The sequence below is a fragment of the Virgibacillus halodenitrificans genome (assembly GCF_001878675.1).
Lineage (GTDB): Bacteria > Bacillota > Bacilli > Bacillales > Amphibacillaceae > Virgibacillus_Q > Virgibacillus_Q halodenitrificans.
Window position 1 is genome coordinate 3,285,788 of record NZ_CP017962.1, and the last position, 24,081, is coordinate 3,309,868.

Below are 24,081 nucleotides of genomic sequence, written 5' to 3' on the forward strand. Positions count from 1 at the left end.
TTTTGTTTGATAACGTGAAAAGCAGGTTTGTCTTTTCTAGGACGTTTTAATAAATCGATATTACCGAGCAATTTTTCAAACTAAGATCAGCTGTCAGTACGAGACTCCTCCCTCGCGCTGCCTCACTTCACAATTTCAAAATCAACACAACCATTCAAATTATCCCTTCACAGAACCTGCCAGCAATCCTCTTACAAAATATTTTCCTGCAAAAATGTAGACAAGTAATGTTGGTAATGCTGCGAGTAATGCGCCCGCCATCTGAACATTCCACTGGACGATCTGGCTTCCGGATAGATTTTGCAAAGCGACCATGACCGGCTGCTGATCCGAGGTAGTTATCGTTACAGCGAACAGAAACTCATTCCAAATATTCGTGAACTGCCAAATAGCCACAACTACGAAACCAGTAATGGATAAAGGGATAATAATATGACGGAAAATTCCTAGGAAGCTTGCTCCATCAATCTTTGCGGACTCAATCATCGAATCGGGAATACTTGCATAAAAGTTCCGGAACATCAACGTCGTAATTGGCAGGCCATACACAACATGGACGAGCACGAGTCCCGGTATCGTATTATACAAATCAATGGTACGTAAAAATTGAATCAGTGGGATGAGGATACTTTGATATGGAATAAACATCCCGAACAAAATGATTGTGAAAATGGTATTTGCACCTTTAAATTTCCACTTTGAAAGCACATAGCCATTCATTGCCCCAAGGAGTGCCGATAGCAATGTTGCCGGCACAACTAAATAAATGCTGTTCATGAAGTTTGGTGCGAGTTTGGAAAATGCCTCACCATACGAACTGAAGTCAATGGCACTTGGCAATGTCCACATCGTAGCAAGTGATACCTCATCAAGTGGCTTCAGACTGGTAACAAGGATGACGTAGATGGGCATTATAAAAATAATGGCAAAAAAGATTAATATGATATATTTGATTATCTTGCCAATTGGGAAGGCCGCCATTATTTATCCCCCTTTCTGCTTGACCATAGATATGGAACAATGAAGATTGCCACCAATAACAGCATGATAATCGCGATTGCTGCACCATTGGCATAATAATTTCCACGGAAAGTCGTTTCGAACATATAAACACCTGGTACATCTGTTACAAAATTTGCCCCTGAACCTGTCATCGCATAGATTAAATCAAAAATTTTCAATGAAATATGTGCCATAATGATAACCACACTCATCGTAATGGGCATCAGCATGGGCAGGACTACTTTCAGATATACTTGGAATTCACTGGCTCCATCCATACGAGCAGCTTCCCTTAGTTCTTCAGGTATTCCGCGTAAACCTGCCAAGTACATCGCTAGGGAAAAGCCTGTCATCTGCCATACTGCTGCAATTACCACAGCGATGATTGCTACAGGCAAACCAAACTCGATGCTCCCCCATTCGAATCCGGCAAGAATCGTCGTATCTGTATACCATTTAGGCTGAATGCCAAAGACACTCAAAAATTGGTTAAACCCTGTCGATGGATTTAATAGCCATTGCCACACAACCCCAGTAACGATAAACGACAAGGCCATCGGAAAAAGGAAAATATTACGAAAAATGGATTCTCCCTTTAATTTTTGATCAATTAGTATGGCTAATCCCATGCCAAGCACAATAACCAAGCCTATAAATAAAATTGTAAAAAATACAGTATTCCGTAAATCCGCCTGGAAGCGAAAATCATTAAATAAATAGATATAGTTTTTCAATCCGGCAAACGAAAAATCCGGGACAAGCGAATTATAATTACTCAAAGAAACATAACCGGTCCATCCGATAAATCCATAAACAAACACGAGAAGCAGAATGAATGATGGAATTAAAAATGCAATTGCTGTCCAATGATCCTTGGAAATTCTTCGTTTCGGATTCCGTTGTGCTTGATTCTCCATTGGTGTTCCTCCTAACTAGAGACTTCGCATCATAGAGAAGGCTGCCTAAATAAACGAGGCAGCCCACTTTATTTTGTTTTATATCAGATGAGTCGTGAGTGGTTGCTAGGATGCTTGGTATTGTTGATTAGGCGCTCGCTATTGGACAATTTCTGCTTCGGTGTGGCACTTTCTGTCCATTAGATGCTTCCTATTGGACGCTTTCAGCTTCGGTGCGGCGCTTTTTGTCCATTAGACGCTTTCTATTGGACACTTGCTGCTTGGGTGCAGTCACTTTTGTCCATTAGACGCTCTCTATTGGACACTTGCTGCTTGGGTGCACCACTTTTTGTCCATTAGATGCTTTCTATTGGACAGTTCCTGCTTGGTTGCACCACTTTTTGTCCATTAGACGCTTTTTATTGGACAATTTCTGCTTCGATGCAGTCACTTTTGTCCATTAGACGCTCCCTATTGGACACTCCCAGCCCAGCAACAGCACTTTCTGTCCATTAGACCCTCTCTATTAGACAATTCCACTCAAGCTACATCACATTTTGTCCATTAGACGCTCCCTATTGGACAATCCCACACTAGCATCAGCCACTTTTGTCCATTAGACGCTATCTATTGGACAATCCCACCCCAGCAACAGCGCTTTCTGTCCATTAGGCCCTCTCTATTGGACAATCCCACCCAAGCAACAGCAACTTTTGTCCATTACCAACCAACCTAACAACCTACCAACAACGACCTACCGTTCTTACAGCTCACCTGCTGCGTTCTTCAATGCTTCTATAAAATTGTCCACATCACGCTGTGTAACAAAAATGTTTACTGCCTGATTTGCTTTTGTTACAAAGCCTTCTGCTGCTGCAGAGCCGTGAGCAAGACTTGGTGCAAGATTAGCATTCTTGAAATCTTCTATTGTATCTTTGCCGTAATCATCATATTTAGATGGATCTGCATCCACACGTGCCGGGATGGAGCCCTTCAACGGGTTGAATGCATCCTGGCCTTCTACAGAGCCAAGCACGGTTAAAAATTCCTTTACTTCATCCGGATTTTTTACACCCTTTGGTAAACCGAACGTATCTGTGATTACCATAAAGTCCCCATCTGTGTCCGGGAATGGTACATAACCGAAGTCTTTATTTGTCTCCAAGTTTAAGTCATTTACAAAGTAACCCTTTGCCCAGTCACCCATGTTCAACATGGCAGCCTCGCCGTTTGCGACAAGCTGACCGGAATCCTGCCAGTTACGCGATGCATGATCCTCATTCACATAATCAAGCATCTTGCCGAATTTTTCTGCTGCTTCCTTTACACGCGGGTCATCAAAGCCGATTTCACCTTTAAATAATTTGCCATAGTCATCTGGGCCAAGCACACCTAAGAGCACATTTTCAAAAATCTGTGTTGCTGTCCATGATTCTTTATCACCTAATGCCAATGGTGTTACGCCAGCTTCCTGAAGCTTATCTGCTGCCTTAAAGAATTCATCAAAGGTTGTTGGTACATCTACACCGTTATCTTCAAATACTTTCTTGTTGTAAAAAATAACGTTCCCGCGATGAATGTTTACTGGAACGGAATAAATATTGCCATCCTGACTAACAAGATCAATTAAATCCTCTGGAAATTTATCCATCCATTCATTCGCTTCATACAAGTCATTTAGTGGCTGCATTTTATCTGCGGCAACCCAGCTTTTATTAAGCTCTTCTCCACCATGTACCTGGAACGTGGACGGTGGGTCATCGCCCTGCATCCTTGTGGCTAAAACAGCTTTCGCATTCGTTCCTGCACCACCAGCTACTGCCGCGTTTTCCACTGAAATGTCCGGATGCTTTTCTTCAAATAAATCAATTAATGCTAGTAATCCATCTTCCTCACCAGCACCTGTCCACCAGCTGAAAATCTCTACTTTTCCTTCGCCTCCACCGTCACTTGCCTTCGCATCGGAATCGCCGCTTTCTTCTTTCGCAGAATCCGAGCTACAAGCTGCCAGCATGAGAATAAGGGCAAAAAAACATAAGCCAATTATCTTCTTCACACTAAAACCCCTCTCTGTATTGATAACGTTTACAATTTTAATTATAAGAAATTTCAAATAAGATTAGCAGATTAATTTCCTGCACTATTTTACGGTTTCTTGCACTATTTAAAGATGGAGCGCTGAAACTGCTTTGGTGATTCATTAAAATGCTTGCGGAATACTCTGCTGAAATAGTTCGGATTATTGTAGCCGACCATGTAGCTGATTTCCTTTAACGTATACTGGTTGCTTTTTATCAGCTTCTTTGCCTGTTGCATCCGGATTTTTGCGATGTAATCTGTAAAAGTTTCCCCAAGCTCCTGTTTAAATAAATTGGAAAAATAATTGGTGCTTAACTGAACCGTAGCTGCTACTTTTTCCAATGTTAACGGCTCCTGGTAATGTTCCGCGATATACTGCTTGACCTGCTCCATATATTGTTTGGACTGATGCAACTGCTGCATATGCATACAGCTTAGTAATAAAAAGTCACACCAATCTTCTGATGTTTTTAACATGGAATAAGCCCGAACGCCAAGCTCCATATCCCGCTCCATAAATAAACTCTTTATGTTTAAGTATAATTCTTCCAACATACTCTCCGAAAACTGCGCTTTGTACTGCTGAAAAAGTTGCACAGCCTCTTCTCCATTCCCTTTTTCAACTAAACTAACTAAAGCTTCAAGCCGATGTTCCCGTGCTGTATCCTGTGCTTTTTCACTAGGAAAACTAAAATTACTTTTTTGGTCTGTAGCTAATTGAAGGGAAGCGGTATATGCTTGCTCATAGGATTGATAGAGCTGTTCGACTCTTTTCACAGGAAAACCAATTCCGATATAGACTGCCCCCGCCAACTGATTTGAGATCCTCTTCGCCATTGAAAGCAGCTCTGCTTTTTCTATCACAACATCAGCCAGAACACAGACAATCGCCCGCCCCTCTGCAAGCTGGTAAATAAACGTGTACGGACATATTGAAGCAAGCACCTCTTCCAATTGATCTCCATGCCTGTGATCTGAAAAAGTAATCACAAGAAAATTGCCGCTTTTCATTTCCGGAAAAAGCTGTTGCTTCAAAGCAACCAATTCCCCCGCCCCTTTTTGCTTCCTTGCGTGCTGAAGAAAACGTTCCTCGATTATTGCGCGGGATTGCTGCTGCTGTTCTTTTTCCGCTTCCACCTCCTTTTTGATACGCATAATTGCTTTTACGATCTCCTCTTTTTTCCCTGGCTTTAAAATATAATCCTTAATTCCGTACTGCATCGCTTCCTTCGCATAATCAAAAGAATCATACGCAGAGACTAAAATGAACTTCGTTTGCGGGTGCACTTTATGTATTTCGCGAATCGCTTCCAACCCATTAATGCCAGGCATTTTGATATCCATGAAAATCACATCCGGCTTTTCGGCAGCTGCCAATTCAATCGCCATCCGGCCATTTACTGCTTCACCAACAACCGTCATGTCAGCAAAATTTTGCTCAATAAATTTCTTCATTGCTTTTCTTTCCAATAGTTCATCTTCAGCTATTAAAATACGCATTTACTTTTCTCCTTTCTGCTTCGGTAAAAGTAAGCGAATGGTCGTACCTTCGCCCATGACTGATTCAATTTTGACAACATCTGTCCGCTGAAAAAAAAGCTGTAGCCTGCGAATAACATTGGATAATCCCAACCCAGTAGAGTGTCCCGCATGCTCATCTGTTGGCAGCTCTTGTTCAGACAGGCTAAGAATTTGCCGTACCCTCTCTGGCGGCATCCCTTTCCCGTCATCTTTTATTTCCACAAAAACGGTTGAAGGGGAGGAATAGACATTCAAGGAAATCCGACCACCATCCTCCTTTTCCTCTATTCCATGAATAAAGGCATTTTCAACAAGTGGCTGCAAGCTTAACTTCGGTAGCTCGATGTCCAAACAGGCTTCGTCCATTTCCAATACAAACTCCACCCGTTCCGAAAAGCGTACCTTTTGAATATGAAAATAATCCTCAACAACTGCGACCTCATCTGCCAATGGCACACTTTTATCAATTTGGCCTAAGCTGTGTCTTAACAATGCTGCTACAGCATCAATAAGATTGGAGGTTGACCTGGCATCCTCCAGAAAAGCCATCTTGGAAATGGTATTTAATGTATTAAAAAGAAAATGTGGATTAATCTGGTTTTGCAAATGCTTTAACTCCATCTCCTTAATGAGTCTGTCGAGCTCCGACTGATCTTTTATTTCTGTCACAAGCTCATCAATATTTGCCCGCATATGATTAAAGGTATCGCCAAGCAATTTCAGTTCATCATTTGTATGAATGTGAACCGGCTCCCCCCGTAGCTCCCCTGCTGCAACCTGCTTTGCCGCATGGGACAGCTGCTGCACCGGCCTCGTAATTCCTCGTGAAAACCATAACGCAAAGAAAATCGCCAGCATCATCGTCGTAATAAATAAAAAGGCAATAAAAACAAAGAAATGGTTATTGCGCACCTGTAAATTTTGATAGAAGGCTTGGTAATCCGTTAACTCCACATCAATAATTTCGAGGGCAGCAGCTTGAATATAAGAAGCAGTTATTCTCGTTTCCTCCAGGTGGGTTGTATATTGCTCGATATCGTCCTGCAAGGTAAACCCGACCGTTAATTCACTCTCGTAAATAAACGTCTCCAACAGGTTCATATAATTTTTAATTTCTATTTTTGGTGTATCTGCATACAGATGTGTCAGCCTGTCCTTATCTTTCTGCAGCAGTTTTTTTGCCTTAAAATAACTCGCTTGATTCTCCTTATCCGCATTCGTGACAACCGTCTTGGTCCGCAAATAGAGCTCTTCCGATTTTTGTGCAACCGAATTTAATAGAAGGAATTGTTCAAAACTATCATGATATGTATTCGTTAATTGATTAGAGCTGACAAAGATAGAAATAGCAGTCACCTGAAACAAAATTATAAAAACAAGAAAGTAGACAGTAAGTTTCCCTCTAATTGTTTTCATCTCGCTACCTCCGGCTCTACCTGCAGATCAGCTTTTTCAATAATTTCTGTTTTCGTATAGATTTTATTGTCTATCAGGTCTCTATTTTGCAGGTCAATCAACACATCCACAGCCATTGAGCCCATTTGTTCCGGATATTGAGCAATTGTTGCATCAATTTTCCCTTTACGGATCAGCTCCATCGTTTCAGGCAAAATATCAAAGGAGGTAATCAACACATCCTTTGTTGGAAAAATTTGCTGGAGACCCTCTACCATTCCTAATCCATCAAGGGCACTTAGGCCAAGTAGCACATTAATTTCGGGATGCTGTTTCATCATTGCATACGTTGCCTGTGTTGCACCAATTTCCGTTATATTCGATTCCTTGATCTCTGTAATTTGAATGCGTGGATGAGCTTTAATCGCATCCTTAAACCCTGCCAATCGTTCCTGCTGATTGATTGCTTCAAACCTGCCCACAATAACACCCACATGCTGCTCTCCGTCTGTGTTTTCAATGATATGTCTGCCAGCAAGCTGTCCTGCATAAAAATTATTTGTCCCGACATAAGCCTTGCGCTCACTCGGCACATCGGTATCAATCGTAATAACCGGGATGTTTCTTTCCACCCCTTTATGGACAAGATCAACAAAGCGTTCTCCTTCAATTCCCTGCACAATAATCCCATCCACCTTTGCCGCAATCATCCGATCAAACAGCTTCAGCAGCTGATCATTATCCGCTTTATTTGGCGCAATATATTCCAAATAAATACCCTTCTCCGCAGCAGCTTGCTTCGCCCCTTTTTCTACTAAACGCCAATAATTATTCTCCGTCTCCTCGGCTACGAGGGCGAAGTGGTAGGAATATGCCGGCTGTGAAGATTCTACTTTTTCTATGTAAAATGTTTTATAACCAAAATAAAGCATTGCAATCAGACTGCTTAGGAAGAGCAGACCGGCCAGGCTGTAGACATATATCTTTGTGTGTTGGTTCATGATAAGTAGCTCCTTGTGTTTTAATTTGGTAGAGGAGGAGGATTGCCCGGAAAAATAAGTTTGCCTTTTGAAGACTATGAAAGGTGAGTAACCCCTTTCATTTTATTTCTCCATTCATATTGAATTTCCCTTCTATTCGTAGTAACATAGACTTAATTAAATTAATTAACTAAGTTACAAAACAAACTAAAACATCATACTTATGGATACAAGTTTGGATTAGTTACTTACACTCTAGCGTTTTGACTTGTTCTAGAAAACTAGATTTTGCAAAGAGGAGTTTTAATATGAAACACGACCTATTCACCGAATTCCAATCGATTTTTCAAACATCCCACCAGCCAGTTACATTTTTTGCACCGGGAAGAATTAATCTTATTGGGGAGCATACCGACTATAATGGTGGAAACGTTTTCCCTGCAGCAATTTCCTTTGGAACATATGCATTGGCCAGAAAGCGTCATGATCAGTTGCTGCGGTTTTATTCGCTCAATTTTTCCGAAAAAGGTATAATTGAATGTGAACTTAATGAATTAGAATATGATAGCAACCATGACTGGGCAAACTACCCAAAAGGCATGATTCAAGCTCTGAAGCAACAAGGGCATTCGGTTAGTTCAGGGATGGATATTCTTTATTATGGCAACATCCCGAATGGTGCCGGACTCTCTTCCTCTGCATCTATTGAAATGGTGACAGGTGTAATGCTTGAAGAGTTATTCGATTTAGATATCGAGCGGCTTGCCATGATTCAACTTGGTCAGCAGGTGGAAAACAATTATATTGGTGTGAACAGTGGCATCATGGACCAGTTTGCCATTGGCATGGGAAAGAAAAATCATGCAATGCTACTAGACTGTCAGACACTTGACTTCCAATATGCTCCGGTAGAGCTTGAGGATCACATCATTATGATTATGAACACAAATAAACAGCGCACACTTGCTGGCTCAAAGTACAATGAGCGCCGGGAGCAATGTGAAGCAGCACTTCAAGATTTACAATCAGAGCTTGCCATCAACAGTCTAGGTGACTTGACGAACGAGCAATTTGAAAAATATCAGCATTTGATCAAGGATGAGGTAAATTGTAAGCGCGCTCGCCATGCTGTCACAGAAAACCAACGTACACTTAAGGCATTGGATGAATTGCATGCAGGCAATCTGTCTGAATTTGGCCGCCTTATGGATGCCTCCCATCAATCACTAAAAGAGGATTATGAAGTAACTGGCATGGAGCTGGATACCCTTGTAGCGGCCGCCCGCGAGCAAGGGGGCGTACTCGGCGCGAGAATGACAGGGGCTGGCTTCGGTGGATGTGCGATCGCCATTGTAGAAAAGGCACATCAGGAAGCTTTCCGGGATCAAGTTAATGCTATCTATCGCGGAAAAATCGGCTATGACGCGACCTTTTACCCGGCAAGTATTTCAGACGGTGCAAAAAAGGTCAATGATGTAGGGAGCGTGCCTGCGACTGAGTAATGTGAGTATTATAGTGGCGTGCTTATGATATGGAGCGGTGTCTCGGATGGGACGCCTAGTGTCGCGGATAGGGGCTGAACTGACGCGGGTAGGAGCGCTATATGTCTCGGGTGAAGCACTTCTTGTCGCGGTTCAGCCGCATGATGTTTCGGCCAGGGAGCCTGCTGTCTCGGGTGAAGTGCTCCGTGTCGCGGTTCAGCGGCACGGTGTCTCGGTTCAGCTACATGTTGTCGCGGGCGGAGTGCTTTGTGTCGCGGACGAGACGCAAACTGTCGCGCTACACCCCTGCGCTGTCTCGGGTACTCCGACAGCACACTAGCTACACAAATTTCCAACTTAATTTTTTCAATACCCTTCTATAGAAAGAAAGGAGCAGGTTGTATGAGCATATTAGTATTAGGTGGAGCGGGTTACATTGGCTCCCATGCAGTTTATCAATTAAAAGAACAAGGTCATGATGTGGTGGTTGTCGATAATTTACAGACAGGTCATCGGCAGGCAGTGCATCCGGAGGCAACCTTTTATGAAGGAGATATCCGTAAAATTGACTTTTTACGTGAGGTTTTTGATAAAGAATCCATTGAGGCAGTGATCCATTTTGCGGCAAATTCTCTTGTTGGCGAATCAATGGAAAAACCGCTTGCCTATTTTGATAACAATGTTTATGGTACACAGGTTCTTCTCCAGGTAATGGTGGAGCATAATGTTAAATATATCGTCTTCTCCTCCACTGCGGCTACATATGGAGAGCCGGAAGCAGTTCCAATCACAGAAACAATGCCAACTAAGCCGACTAATCCGTATGGCGAAACAAAGCTTACGATGGAAAAACTAATGAAGTGGACTAATGAAGCACATGGGGTCAATTATGTTTCCCTCCGCTATTTCAATGTGGCCGGAGCGAAGGAATCAGCTGTTATTGGGGAAGATCATCGCCCTGAAACACATCTTGTTCCGATTATTTTGCAGGCAGCGCTTGGACAACGAAAGCATATTACCATTTTCGGTGAAGACTATGATACACCAGACGGCACGTGCATTCGTGATTATGTCCATGTCGATGACCTGATTGCTGCCCATTTGCTTGCACTTGATTATCTAAAAAAAGGTGGAGCAAGCGATGTTTTCAACCTTGGCAGCAGTCAAGGATTTTCTGTTAAAGAAATGATTGATGCAGCAAGAAAAGTTACAGGCAAGGAAATTCCGGCAGTTAGCGGACCACGTCGCCCTGGAGATCCGAGTAAGCTAGTGGCGAGCTCTGAAAAAGCCCAGCGCGTCCTTGGTTGGAAACCAGAACAAACATCTATCGATAAAATTATGGAGGATGCTTGGAGATGGCACTCCACTCACCCTAATGGCTATGGAACGGAGGGTTAATAATGATCTACACACATATCGCAAGCCTGATCGAAAAGGGATTGGAAGCAGGATTGATCGAAATGAAAGACCACATTTATGTGCGTAATCAGGTCATGCATCAGCTTGGCCTCCCTTCTTTCCCCAAAGAGCTGCCGGAAACAGTGGATGTCTCTATCCCGGATCTTTTAGAAAAAATCATTGATTGGGCAATTTCCGAGCAGGTCATTGAAAATGTATTGGATGAGAAAGAGATATTATCTGCAAATATAATGAACTGTTTTGTGGCGAGGCCTTCCGTCATTCAACATACTTTTGAAGAAAAATACAGTCAATCACCTGTAACTGCAACAGATTATTTTTATGATTTAAGCAAAAACAGTAACTATATTCAGATGAACCGTATTCGCAAAAATATTCATTTCAAAGCAGAAAGCGCATATGGGGATCTCGACATTACGATCAATTTATCCAAGCCGGAAAAAGATCCGGAACAAATTCGCCGGGAACGGGAAATGAAGCAGACAGTGAATTATCCAAAATGCCTTCTCTGTGTGGAAAATGAGGGCTACAATGGCAGAACAGGACATCCCGCCCGCGCGAATCACCGTATCATTCAGGTGCCGCTTCGGGGAGAAAACTGGTATTTACAGTATTCACCTTATGTATACTACAATGAACACAGTATTCTTCTTGCAGAAGAGCATCGGGATATGAAGATTGATATTACTGCATTTCAGCGATTGCTTACATTTACCGAAAAGTTTCCGCATTATTTTATCGGCTCAAATGCAGACCTCCCAATCGTCGGGGGCTCCATTTTAAGCCATGATCATTACCAGGCAGGCCGCTATGAATTTGCGATGACAAACGCAGCGCATGTTAAAGACGTGTCTCTCTCAGGCTTCCCTGATGTGCAGGCGTCCATCTTGAAATGGCCCTTGTCCGTCATTCGCCTGCAAGGTGATGATCCAGAACAGCTAGCCAACGCTGGAGAGCATATTTTAAACGCATGGAAAAATCACTCGGATGAAGCGGCAGCTATTTTGGCCTATACAGATGGAGTACGCCACAACACGATTACACCAATCGCCAGAACACGTGGCGACAAATTTGAGCTTGATTTAGTCTTGCGAAACAATCGTACAACGGAAGAACATCCAATGGGGATTTTTCACCCACATGCGGATGTCCATCATATAAAAAAGGAAAATATCGGCTTGATTGAGGTAATGGGACTAGCCGTATTGCCAGCTCGTCTAAAGGAAGAGCTTGCTGAGCTGAAGAAATTTTTACTTGGTGAAGCCAGTGACGTTGCTGCATACCATCAGGAATGGGCAGACCAATTAAAGCAGGAATATGGAACAGTGAGTGATAAGGCAACTGTTGATACGATTGTAGAAAAAGAACTGGGTAAGAAATTTGCAAGAGTACTGGAGGATGCTGGTGTATTTAAACAGACAGCATCCGGACTGGCAGCATTTCAACGATTTATCGATGCAGTGAATAAATAGAAATAGGATAACGGGTAGATGACGTCTGCCCGTTATTTTTGCATCATGTGGAGAGGAGAAAAATAATGCATATTACATCAGAACAGGTCGTAAATAAATGGAAGCAATATACGCTAACAAACGATCATGGCATGGAAGTGAGCATCCTGAATTTTGGTGGGATTATCACGAAATTCATCGCACCAGACAAACATGGCAATAAAGAAAACATCGTACTTGGCTATGAAAATCTGGAGGAATACGCGGAAAACCCAAATTACTTTGGCGCTGTGATTGGAAGAGTTGCAGGCAGAATAGCCAATGCTTCCTTTGAATTAAATGGAACAAGTTACGAATTGGACACAAATGAAGGAAAGCACCACCTCCATGGCGGAGAGCACGGATTCAGTCATGTTGTCTGGCATGCAGAAACCTTTTCTACAGACGGAGCAGTTGGTGTAAAGCTCACCCATGAAAGCCCTGATGGAGAAGGCGGATACCCTGGGAATTTACGCGTTACGGTGACTTATTCGCTAACAAACGCCAACGAACTGGTAATAGATTACGAAGCTGATTCAGATCAATCTACTGTTTTGACGATGACAAACCACAGTTATTTTAATCTAAGTGGCAATTTAAAAGAAACCATTGCCGGCCACGATGTTCAGATAGCCAGTAAAGAGATTGTTGAATTAGATAAAGAACTAATCCCAACTGGGCGGAAACTGGAGGTTGGCGAGACTTCATTTGACTTCCGAAATGGACGAGCATTGCAGGATGGGATCGTGTCAGAACACCCACAGAACCAGCTTGTCGGTAATGGATATGACCATTACTTTATCTTTCAAGAAGATGCTTCGGAACAGGTAAAAGTAACCGAGCTAATCAGTGGTCGAACTATGGAGATTGCCACTGACCAACCAGGAATGGTCATGTACACTGGAAATGGACTGGATGAAGGATTGCAACTTGTTGGAGGCAGTTCCCAAAAGCACCTCGGCGTCTGTTTTGAAACACAAGGCTCCCCTGCTTCATTGGAGCATAAAGGCTTTCCTGACATACGACTTGAAGCTGGAGAAACATATAAGAAAAAGACAACTTTTCGATTTGATGTGGAGTGAGTGAGTGCGAGGATGAGGTGAGGGCTGGTTTGGGGCGGGGCTCTCATTTGGGTGTGGGTGTCTCTCATATTTGATGTGGGGTCTCTCATTTGGATGCGGGTGTCTCTCATTTGGATGCGGGTTCTCTCATTTGGATGCGGGGCTCTCTCATATTTGATGCGGGCTCTCTCATTTGACGACGGTCACCTTCATATCTGGTGACCGCACATTAAATTCACTAACTATCCCTCTTTCAACACCCGCAATACACCATCCACACTTCTCCCATCAAATCCATTCGCAAATGACTGCTCTATGCGTACAGATTTCCCAAAATGAAATTCTGTCGCTTCTGTTGTCTGCTTGATCTCCTGGATGTTTTCTGGTGTAAGTCCAGATCCCGGCATAATTACTGGGCCACCTAATTCTTGCTGCAATTTTACCAGCTTACGCAAATGCTCTTTTCCTTCCATACAATTGGGTTTTCCACCTGACGTTAAAATCCTCTTTACATTGGAAGGATAGTTACATAGGGTTTGATATGCTTCTTCCTGTGAAGTGACTTCATCAAAGGCGCGATGAAAAGTAATGTCGATTTCTGGGAATTGGTTAATAAGCTCCTTCAACATGGATGCATTGACGGTACCATCTTGATTTAAAGCACCAAATACAATTCGATTTCCACCCAGTTCCCGAATGGCTTTCACATCTTCAACAATGACCTCAAAATCCGCTTCTGTATAAAAAAAGTTATAACTATGCGGGCGGACCATAATTTGAACAGGGATTTCTACATTTTCCAATACCTGTTTCATTGTTCCGTAGCTAGGAGTCAGACCGCCTTCTTTCATGGCAGATACCAGTTCCAAGCGGTCTGCCCCCAGTTTTAGTGCCTCGATTGCTTCCTGCTTACTTTGTACAATGACTTCGAGTTTGATTTGTCTCATCCTTTCTAACTAATTAGATTCTCCAACTAAATTTATGCTGATCATCTCTTAATTTGTATAATATTATACCATTACCATTCAAGGCCCTCTATGGAGAAATCAAATTTGAATTTTTCTATAAAAGGTATTAATTAAAAAAACCAGACACTGTATCCCTCATATTAGGAAGCAGTCCCTGGCTTTAATATTATTATGCAGAATGATTTTTAACTATCTTACTATCATTTTAGATGGTACGCCAAATAATTTTCTCCGACATCCTTCCTTTTTTCACTCTCTAAACTAACTTTTTGAGTTTATTCCACTCTTTTATTACAAGCGGAATAAGTGGATGGCTCATCTCCAATTCAGATACAGCTTGTAATGTACCTCCATACCCTAACTCACCAATCATCGTTTGCAATTTAACAGCTTCTTCATCTTCATCATTTGTATAATTTAGCGCAGCAGCAATAACTGCTGCCAGATATACTGGTTCTTGTTTTACTGTATCAATATACATAAGTGCTGGTCTTACAAGCCGATCCTGTGGGCCAAGCTTTCGAATAGGCCCACGTCCTACCCGAGTTACCTCATCTGAGATATACGGATTTTTAAAACGATCAATAATTTTCGTTATATAACGATTGTGTTCCACTTGGGCAAAGTGATAGGTGTTTACTAATGCCTCTCCTGATTCCTGTAATGCATGGTGAATAATTTCCTGTACCTTTTGATCGTTCATTGCATCACTGATGGTGGAATATCCTAAAAACTTGCCAACGTAAGCAACTGCCGCATGACCTGTATTAACAGTAAACAGCTTTCTCTCAATAAATGGCTGCAGATCCTCTACATAGGTTATACCTTCTATTTCGGGAATAGCACCCTTGATTGCTGGCTTTTCTACCACCCATTCAAAGTAAGGCTCTACAGAAACGGCTAAAATATCTTCGTTTTTTTGATTTGGAACAATACGGTCGACAGCAGCATTCGGGAAACCAATATTTTCTTCACAGAATTGCTTCTCTTCTTCTGTAAGATAGGTATACACATGCTCCTTGAGTAAACTACTGCCACCTATCATATTTTCACAGGCAATAATGTTTAGTGGCGAACCATCTGCTTTCAAACGTTGCTGTATGCCTTTCGCGATCAACCCCGCGATTTTTGAAAGAATATTTGGTCCTATCGCTGTTGTTACAATATCAGCAGTGGCTATTGCCTCTACTACCTTTTCCGAATCGGTAACACTGTTTACACCTGATATATTCCTGACTGTTAACGTTTCTCCTGTTTCTGAAGCTAACGTTACGTTATAGGAGTCTCTCTGATTCAGTTCCTGGATCATCGTTTCATTCACATCCACAAACAAAGTGTGATAGCCCGATTGAGAAAGCAATGCACCTACAAATCCACGGCCAATATTACCTGCTCCAAAATGTACTGCTAGCATTTAATTCACCTCATCAAAAATACGAATTATTTCTTCCTTTGATGAACTTTTCACTAGACTTTCAATATTATCTTCTTCTGAAAGAACAATCGCAATTTTAGAAAGTACTTCCAGATGCTCGTCACCTTTACCTGCGATTCCGACAAGAATCTTAACAGTATTTCCATCACCAAAATCCACGCCTTCTGGAGCGATTACAACAGATATCCCTGTTTCAATGACTTCTTCTTTAGAATCTTCCGTGCCATGTGGGATGGCTACAAAATTCCCCATAAACGTGGAAGTTACTTCCTCTCGCTCAAGCATTTTTTCTACATAATTTGGCTGTACATATCCATTTGTCACTAGAATTTCGCCTGTGTAACGGATCGCTTCCTCTTTATTCTTAAATTGCGCATTTAATTTGATATTTTCCATGCTTAAAATTTCTTTCGTCATTACGTGATGCACTCCTTTTTAAGCTTTTTGTTGAATAAAATTAAAAAACTGCTCCGATAAGTACTCTCTTATCTCTGTTTCTTTACCACTCTCAAAGAGACGAGTTATGCTGTCACTCTGAATAAGAAGACTACTTAAAAAGCTTAATACTTCTAAGCTTTCCTGTTCTATTTCCTTTGGGGCAAGCATGAGAAGGATGCGTGTAATAGATTGATCACTTCCATCCATTCCCTTTACTGTAACTGCTTCCTTTAGGGCGTATACGGTAAAGCTCGCTTTATCTATTGCTTCGTCCCGGGTATGGTATAAGGCAAGAGATGTATCAGGAATACCAAGTCCACTAATCTGTTCCCTTTCAATTAACTTTTGAATAACCTTTTTTTCATCTGTGATGACTTTTTCATCTGCAAGCTGTTTACAAGCCTTCTCTAAAACATTCACTAATGATGTCTTTTCAGGAAAATGGGTTATTCGAAAAGCATCTAATAAACGGATAGTGATCCCTGAATACTTTTGCATGATAGTTAGCTTCTGCGTATAAGCGTTTGGTTGTTCTCCTTTTCCCTGTGGTGGCTTCTTTTTGTTTATCTTTTGAAGCTTTTGCTTTCGCACCCACCTTTTAATACGTTCCACTTCGTCCTGCTGTAGCATTGGTGATACTAAAATATAGTCGTTTTCATCCTCTTTTAATGGAATGGTCGAAACAATCAAATCATAACCAGCCTTTATATCCTCTACTTCAAACATGGAGCGATTGTCGACCTGTTTGATTTCGGGTATCTTTTGCATAAGCCGACTTGCCAAAATCTTTGCTGTTCCAATTCCACTTGAACAAATAACCAGTGCACGCAGATCCACTTTCCATTCTCCGGAAAGCAATGCTGAGGCAAAATGAAGCACCAGATAGCCTATTTCGTCATCAGGAAAATGTACTTCCGGAAAGAGCTCTGTAACTGCTTCTTTTATTAATTCAAATAGATCCTCATAATCCGTGACAATCTCCTCAAGCATTGGATTTTTAATATTCATACCTTGTTTAATCCGATAAATTGCCGGTTTTAAATGGGTAACTAAATCATTTAAAAGCGAGAAGTTTTCTGATAGATCCACATGGAGACGGTGACTGATATACGAGATTAATTCTTTAGCAATAAAGGCGGTATCCATACTGGAGTCTTCTATCATGTAATTTTGCTCTACACGAAGTTTAGCTCCCATCAGATGCATGGTAATATAGCCTATTTCATCTTTTGGTATATATAAGTTTAAGCTCTGCTCCAACCCGCGAATTAATTGGCTTGCAATGGTGAATTCTTTTGTTGTTCGAAGCTCTTCCAAGTATTCCGGATCAAATTTTATGTGATCTCCTTTTTCTAATCGCTGAACTGCAAGAGCTAAATGAACAACGAGCGCAATGTAGGCACTGTCCGCCAAGTTAGGTAAAAGTTTGCCAACAACATGTTGCACCTCTTCTTCAATCCGTTCCAACTTCTCCGGATTAACAAGACCAAGCAGTCGATTAGATATACTGTTTTGTGGAGAGTTCGAATGCTTATTAAGCGCCTCTTTTGCCATCGTTATATATTCATATGGATCAAGAAAATCAGCTATAAAACTACTGATCGCTTTTCTTTTGGCTGCTTCCGTACCCTCCAGTTCTACTCCTAGCCCACGCTTCCGATAAACCCGCAATCCGTATTTATTCAAATGTTCCTCCATTTGATCAAGGTCATTGCTGATAGTCGCATTTGTTACGTTCAACTCGCTAGCAAAAGTAAACAATTTAACAGGTTCGTCTGCTTCAAAAAGGATGAGGAATATAATCGCATGTCTTTCCTCTATGGTGTAATCGGTTTGCTCTAAGCTGGCAATGGTTGCTTGCAATCTGTGAATATTTTCTTCCTGCCCAGAAAGCTTTATACCTATTCCTTGCTTTCTGTTTAATTGCAAATTAAATTTAGCAACGGTTGTTTCGACCTGATTTAAGTCCCGATGTGCTGTACGATCACTGATATTCAGCAACTTTGCCAGCTCTTTCACCTTTACTTCACCTCTTGCGTCCAATAAAATCGACAGCAATTTGCGTTCCCTAGATGCTATATACAGCTTACCCACCTCCCCTCTTAAACAAATTCAAACTTTATTTAAAACGGTTCACTAAGTCGTCATATGCAGGACTATTTAAGAAGTTCTCTACGGAAATATGCTCTGCTTCCGGCATTTTGTCTTTTGCTCTTGTCGTCAAATCCTTATGGGTGATGACAATATCGGCATCTTCAGGAATGTCATTTATCGCCTTGTTTGTTACTGCAATATCAATATCTGCTTTTTTGAATTTGTTCTTTAATAATGAAGCACCCATTGCACTGGAACCCATACCTGCATCACAGGCGAAGATAATTTTATCTACATTCTCATTTGATTTTTTGAAAGTTTGCTCTTCCTCTTTTTCCGAGTTAGCGAAAGTTCCAGCGACGGAGCTCTTCTTCCCTTTCATTTCTTCCATTTTACCAGCTGCAGAAGTTAAATCCGCTTCTTCTGCTTTGCTTGTCTTCAAAATAATTGCTGCGATTAGGAATGATACTGCTGTCGCGATTATCACACTTAATATAACGCCAACATAACTACCCTTCTCGGTCATCGCAAGCACGGCAATGATACTCCCTGGGGAAGCCGGCGCGCGTAATCCAGCATCAAACAATGTCAGGGTGAAGACACCACTAATTCCTCCACCAATAGCTGCCAGCACAAGAGCAGGCTTCATTAACACATATGGGAAGTAAATTTCATGAATACCACCAATAAAGTGGATTAGTGCTGCTCCTGGTGCAGAACTCTTCGACATACCCTTCCCAAATACAGTGAAAGCTAATAAAATTCCTAAACCAGGTCCTGGGTTAGCTTCCAAAAGGAATAAGATAGACTTTCCGGTTTCTGTTGCCTGTTCAATTCCAATAGGACTTAAGATCCCATGATTGATTGCATTATTTAAAAACAGGATTTTCGCAGGTTCAATTATGATGTTCGCCAGCGGAATTAATCCAGCACCAATTATTGCTTCTACCCCTGTTGCCAAAATCTGATTTAACGATTCTACTACCGGGCCAATTCCAAGTGAAGCTGCAATAGCTAACAATGCTGCCAAAATTCCGGCTGAAAAGTTATTATATAGCATTTCAAAGCCTGAACGAATTTTATCCAGGAACAACTGGTCCACCTTTTTAATTAAGTATCCACCAAGTGGGCCCATAACCATAGCACCTAAAAACATAGGTATCTCAGCCCCAACGATAACTCCCATCGTCGCAGTCGCACCCACGACACCACCACGAATATCATATACAATTCGTCCACCTGTAAAACCAATTAACAAAGGTAACAAGTAAGTGATCATTGGACCAACTAACTCAGCCAGCTGCTTATTTGGCAACCAGCCATCCGGGATAAATAAGGCAGTAATAATCCCCCACGCAATAAAAGCACCGATATTCGGCATAATCATACCACTTAAATAACTACCAAAGCGTTGAACCTTGGCACGAACCCCATTATTCTCAGCCATAAAAACCCTCCTAATCATTAATAATTTGATTTATTATTGCTATAATTAAATTTTATACAGTTCACATGGCTATAACAATATAATCTAAACTCCATTTTGGCATATGTATTACTGCCATATTTTTATTTATGATGGTGTTGGGTAAGCTGTTTTGTTGGGGGAGTGGCTTTCATATTGCACGGCGCTCTATCATACGGGGTGTTAGGTCTCTCATTTGGATGAAGCGTTCTCTCGTATGAGGGCACGCCTGTCTCATATGGGTGGTGGGGGCTCTCATATTCTGGCGGGCTCTCTCATTTGGATGGTGGGCTCTCTCATTTTTTGGCCGACTCTCTCATTTGGGTGGCGGGGGCTCTCATATTCCGGGCGCCTCTCTCATTTGGGCGCCTGGGTCTCTCATATTCTGGGTGCCTCTCTCATTTGGGCGCCTGGGTTTCTCATATTCTGGGCGCCTCTCTCATTTGGATAGTGCGGGCTCTCATCCCGGAGATGTGACATCACTTTTCGCTTTCGCCAGTTTAATTATTTGTAGAATGGTTACATATATACTGGACATAACAATAAAATTATTAACTGAAAGGAAGTTATACATGAACAAAGAATTTCATATTCAAACACACTCGCATTCTGAGATGTTGGATATTACACATGAAATCGAGGGATGGGTAAAGGAACAAGGTATTCAGGAAGGCATTGCAATTGTTTCCTCTCTTCATACTACAGCTGGAATTACTGTAAATGAAAATGCGGATCCGGATGTAAAAACAGATATGCTGATGCGACTGGATAAGATCTACCCTTGGACACATCCACAAGACAAGCATGCAGAAGGAAATACGGCTGCACATCTTAAAACAAGCACAGTTGGTCATGCTCAGACGTTAATTATTTCAGAGGGAGAGTTAGTGCTTGGCACATGGCAAGGAGTGTACTTTTGTGAATTTGACGGTCCACGAAGCCGAAAATACCATGTGAAGGTTATCACTGACAAATAAGATTAAACTGTGACTAAATATGTCATTTCCCGGGAAATAATTTGTGAGATTATGTCTAAATTTCCCACTGGTTATTTAATAAATAACTACTCCCTCCACTCTATTGCAATTAATCAAACGCTTGATTGATTGCTTTTTTTGTTCTTCAAATAAAACCCTAACTGAGTTGTATAACGTTTCAGCAAACATTATAATAGATGGATAGATAAATTGGTAACTATTACTAGTTGAAACGAGTGAACCTGATGAAGTCCTTTTCGATAAAAAAACTTATTCTTCTACTAATCATGCTTATTTTCATATTAACTTGTTTTCGCATAATGTGGATAATGTATTATCAACCAAGTCATGAAGTACATGCTACTGATGGCTTGTTGGATTTATCAGAAATCAATCTGGTCCCTTCAGAAACAGTTTCTCTTGATGGAGAATGGGACTTTTATCCAAACCGCCTTCTTTCTCCTACTCTTACTTCAGACGATAATAATTTAAAACAAATATCCATGATGGTACCAGGCACATGGAATCTTAATTCCGAAAATAAAGATAACATTCATTATGGCACCTATCACTTAAAGATTATTTTACCTAAAGCACTGGAAGAGCAAGAATTATACGGACTTAGAATAAAAGATATTTCCTCTGCCTACCGTGTATATGCCCATGATGATTTAATTTTAGAAACCGGAATACCATCAAGAGAAGAAGCTAGCTATAAATCAAAGCCTGGCACCTATAAGGCTACTGTTTCGACATCTTCTAATGAGGTTGACTTACTTATTCAGGTCGCAAACTTTGAAAATTTCCAACCTGGAGGTATACCTTTTTCTATTGATTTTGGCCTGAATAAAACAATAAATAATCAAATTTATTTTTCAAGAATACTTCAAACCTCTATAGTTGTACTTTTGATCCTCCACAGTATATATGCATTATCTTTGTACCTTATTAGCAGACAAACCACCAAGAAAGAATTATTATACTTTGGCCTTCTTCTTGTTTTTGGTGCTTTGAGTATTTTAGTAGATGAAGATAAACTATTGATTCAACCTTTTACAATTGATAGCGCGTTGGCATATCAACTACTTTACTTCTCTTTTGCTGGCGTTCTGTTTTTCATGCTTCAATTTGTAAAACATGTATTTCATTTAAATAGCGTTATGTTCCGAAGCCTTTTTATTTTATATCCTTTATCTGTTCTTGCTTTAATTATTCTTCCTGAAGGTGGCCTGCCTTATGTGGGTTACACTATTATGTTATTAAATGTAGTTTCTTACACTTATATAACTGTTGTTGTGATTAAACTATTGAAAAAAGGAAACATAGATGCTTTTTATATTTTAATAGCAAATATAGTAAACTTCTTTAATGTGTTATGGGGTGTTGCTATTAATTTGAATTTATTTGATATTCCATATTATCCTGTTGATTTTCTAGTTGGAATTCTTGCCATTGGTGGTTTGTTATTAAGCAGATACAATCGAACTGTCCAATTAAATGAGCTACAGAAAGCGGAACTACTTCGAGCTGATAAGAAGAAGGATGAGTTCTTAGCACATACTTCGCATGAGTTACGAAATCCATTACATGGAATAATTACAATTGCCCAATCAATTCTACATAATAAGTCGGAGCAGTTATCTGAAGAAAATAAAAGTTATCTAAGTTTATTAGTACGTATTGGAAAACAAATGAAGTTTACATTGAATGATTTACTCGACATGTCTAAGCTGAAGGATAAACATATTGAACTAAATAAACAGCCAACAAATTTATCCTCCGTTTCGTCAGGTGTTATCGACATTGTTTCCTTTATGACGGATGGAAAAAAACTTGATATTATAAATAAAATAGAAAGTGACTTTCCACTTGTGCTGGCTGATAAAAATAGGATAACGCAAATTATTTTTAACTTACTTCATAATGCCGTTAAATATACGGAAGAAGGTAACATTACAATTACAGCTACCTCTACAAAAACGTGGGCAACTATTACTATCCGTGATACTGGCATTGGCATTAGCGATGAAGAGCAAGCAGCTATCTTCAACCCTTACTCACAAGGCAGTGATATACGAAATTACAAAGAAGAGGGAATTGGACTCGGTCTTTCCATAAGTAAACAACTGATTGAACTGCATGGAGGCAGTATTGGAGTTACATCTGTCTTAGAAAAAGGATCTTCTTTTACATTTACCCTTCCACTTGCAAAGAGTACGCCAATGAATGAGGATGAGAATGAAGAAGAAGTAGCTGCGGTAGTGGACTCGAATACATCCGTTTTACAAGCTCCACGTAAAAAGGAAACGACTAGACATTCTACCTCCAATGTACTAATTGTGGACGATGACCCTGTTAACCTGAAAATCTTACGTAGGCTGCTTGATGAAAAATACCACCTTGGTACAGCAAGTAATGGCGAAGAGGCTCTAAACCGTCTAACAGACAAACAATGGGATTTAATTATTTCAGACGTAATGATGCCAAATATGTCTGGGTACCAGTTAACAAGAGAAATACGAAAACAGTATACAGTGTCAGAGTTACCTATCTTATTACTAACAGCTCGCAACCAGACAGAGGATATTCATACAGCATTTGATGCAGGTGCGAATGATTATATCGCCAAACCTGTAGATGGGGTCGAATTACTTTCTCGAGTGAAATCTCTAATTGATCTAAAAGTTTCTATTCATGAACATCTGCGCATGGAGGCGGCTTTATTACAAGCGCAGATCCGACCACATTTTCTTTTTAATACATTAAACACGATTGCATCACTAAGTGAAGTGGATACAACTAGAATGACAAAACTATTAAACCAATTTGGTAATTATTTACGCAGGAGTTTTGATATTAAAAATGTTGACACACTTATTTCTCTGCAGGAAGAATTGGAAATAGTTAAATCATATGTATATATTGAAACAGAACGATTTGGTGAGCGTTTAGCTGTAGAGTGGGATATAGAGAACGTCACAGACATACGTATACCTCCTTTAACAATACAGCCACTTGTCGAAAATGCAATTCAGCATGGCATCTTACCACGCCCTATTGGCGGATGCGTTTATATTACTGTAGCGGTTCATTCTAATCATGCCATTGTTTCTGTTGCTGATGATGGTGTAGGAATGGAACAAAAGGTTGTTGAGCAACTTCTTCAAAAAAGTTCAAATCAATCCAAGGGAATAGGGATGGCTAATACAAATCTTCGACTAAAGAAACTATTTGGAAAAGGATTGGAAATTGAATCAAAGTTAAATGAGGGCACACGCATTCAATTTACCATCCCGTTGAATAAATAAAGGTATTTATTGTGCAGCGATGTTAGCAATCTTGATCTTCGAAAATCGGCGGATTCTCTTGCTCTCCGGACG

At 40.8% G+C, this 24,081-nt stretch carries 17 protein-coding genes; 6 read left to right on the forward strand and 11 right to left on the reverse strand.

The features are described from left to right. Positions 1 to 159: 159 nt before the first annotated feature. The 6 genes from BME96_RS16430 to BME96_RS16455 all read right to left on the reverse strand — a co-directional run bounded on the left by BME96_RS16430 (position 160) and on the right by BME96_RS16455 (position 7,894). The gene (locus BME96_RS16430) at positions 160 to 912 is read right to left on the reverse strand and encodes a carbohydrate ABC transporter permease (RefSeq protein WP_399476242.1); all 753 of its coding nucleotides are present in this window, start codon (positions 910 to 912) and stop codon (positions 160 to 162) included. Positions 913 to 980: 68 nt separating this feature from the next. After that, positions 981 to 1,919, reverse strand: coding sequence for a carbohydrate ABC transporter permease (locus BME96_RS16435; protein ID WP_071649655.1), 939 nt, complete (start codon positions 1,917 to 1,919; stop codon positions 981 to 983). Between the two features lie 742 nt (positions 1,920 to 2,661). Further along, positions 2,662 to 3,912 carry an ABC transporter substrate-binding protein gene (locus BME96_RS16440; RefSeq protein ID WP_071650046.1) on the reverse strand — a complete coding sequence of 417 codons (1,251 nt, stop codon included), beginning with the start codon at positions 3,910 to 3,912 and terminating at the stop codon, positions 2,662 to 2,664. A 146-nt stretch (positions 3,913 to 4,058) separates the two neighbouring features. Further along, on the reverse strand, positions 4,059 to 5,477 hold the full coding sequence (locus BME96_RS16445; protein ID WP_071649656.1) for a response regulator: 1,419 nt from the start codon (positions 5,475 to 5,477) through the stop codon (positions 4,059 to 4,061). Then, positions 5,478 to 6,914 (reverse strand): sensor histidine kinase, encoded by a 1,437-nt coding sequence (locus BME96_RS16450; protein ID WP_071649657.1) that lies wholly within the window; start codon positions 6,912 to 6,914, stop codon positions 5,478 to 5,480. It abuts the gene before it with no gap. Beyond that, positions 6,911 to 7,894, reverse strand: coding sequence for a sugar-binding protein (locus BME96_RS16455; protein WP_071649658.1), 984 nt, complete (start codon positions 7,892 to 7,894; stop codon positions 6,911 to 6,913). Before BME96_RS16455 ends, BME96_RS16450 begins: the two co-directional genes overlap by 4 nt. A 287-nt stretch (positions 7,895 to 8,181) precedes the next feature. Here BME96_RS16455 and BME96_RS16460 point away from each other — a divergent pair, with 287 nt between their 5' ends. From BME96_RS16460 to BME96_RS16480, 4 genes are all read left to right on the forward strand, one after another. Beyond that, positions 8,182 to 9,375 carry a galactokinase gene (locus BME96_RS16460; protein ID WP_071649659.1) on the forward strand — a complete coding sequence of 398 codons (1,194 nt, stop codon included), beginning with the start codon at positions 8,182 to 8,184 and terminating at the stop codon, positions 9,373 to 9,375. A 381-nt stretch (positions 9,376 to 9,756) separates the two neighbouring features. Next, complete coding sequence (gene galE / locus BME96_RS16470) at positions 9,757 to 10,752, forward strand: UDP-glucose 4-epimerase GalE (protein WP_071649661.1); 996 nt, start codon at positions 9,757 to 9,759, stop codon at positions 10,750 to 10,752. Between the two features lie 2 nt (positions 10,753 to 10,754). Then, a complete protein-coding gene (galT, locus tag BME96_RS16475; RefSeq protein ID WP_071649662.1) occupies positions 10,755 to 12,245 on the forward strand; it encodes a UDP-glucose--hexose-1-phosphate uridylyltransferase in 1,491 nt (496 codons plus the stop codon). A gap of 65 nt (positions 12,246 to 12,310) precedes the next feature. Next, a complete protein-coding gene (locus BME96_RS16480) occupies positions 12,311 to 13,345 on the forward strand; it encodes an aldose epimerase family protein (protein WP_071649663.1) in 1,035 nt (344 codons plus the stop codon). A gap of 221 nt (positions 13,346 to 13,566) precedes the next feature. Here BME96_RS16480 and BME96_RS16485 read toward each other — a convergent pair whose 3' ends face one another. The 5 genes from BME96_RS16485 to BME96_RS16505 all read right to left on the reverse strand — a co-directional run bounded on the left by BME96_RS16485 (position 13,567) and on the right by BME96_RS16505 (position 19,706). After that, the gene (locus BME96_RS16485; protein WP_231478647.1) at positions 13,567 to 14,271 is read right to left on the reverse strand and encodes a copper homeostasis protein CutC; all 705 of its coding nucleotides are present in this window, start codon (positions 14,269 to 14,271) and stop codon (positions 13,567 to 13,569) included. 277 nt (positions 14,272 to 14,548) lie between these two features. Continuing rightward, on the reverse strand, positions 14,549 to 15,706 hold the full coding sequence (locus BME96_RS16490) for a mannitol-1-phosphate 5-dehydrogenase (protein WP_071649664.1): 1,158 nt from the start codon (positions 15,704 to 15,706) through the stop codon (positions 14,549 to 14,551). Next, a complete protein-coding gene (locus tag BME96_RS16495; RefSeq protein WP_071649665.1) occupies positions 15,707 to 16,144 on the reverse strand; it encodes a PTS mannitol transporter subunit IIA in 438 nt (145 codons plus the stop codon). Positions 16,145 to 16,162: 18 nt separating this feature from the next. After that, positions 16,163 to 18,259: a BglG family transcription antiterminator gene (locus tag BME96_RS16500; protein WP_083547501.1), complete on the reverse strand. Its 2,097-nt coding sequence runs from the start codon at positions 18,257 to 18,259 to the stop codon at positions 16,163 to 16,165. Between the two features lie 25 nt (positions 18,260 to 18,284). Further along, positions 18,285 to 19,706, reverse strand: coding sequence for a PTS mannitol transporter subunit IIBC (locus BME96_RS16505; protein WP_071649666.1), 1,422 nt, complete (start codon positions 19,704 to 19,706; stop codon positions 18,285 to 18,287). Between the two features lie 590 nt (positions 19,707 to 20,296). Between BME96_RS16505 and BME96_RS16510 the strand changes: the two genes are divergently transcribed. Together BME96_RS16510 and BME96_RS16515 are read left to right on the forward strand one after the other, a co-directional pair. Continuing rightward, a complete protein-coding gene (locus tag BME96_RS16510; RefSeq protein ID WP_071649667.1) occupies positions 20,297 to 20,701 on the forward strand; it encodes a secondary thiamine-phosphate synthase enzyme YjbQ in 405 nt (134 codons plus the stop codon). 329 nt (positions 20,702 to 21,030) lie between these two features. Next, positions 21,031 to 24,009, forward strand: coding sequence for a hybrid sensor histidine kinase/response regulator (locus BME96_RS16515; RefSeq protein ID WP_197035834.1), 2,979 nt, complete (start codon positions 21,031 to 21,033; stop codon positions 24,007 to 24,009). The last annotated feature ends 72 nt before the right edge of the window (positions 24,010 to 24,081 follow it).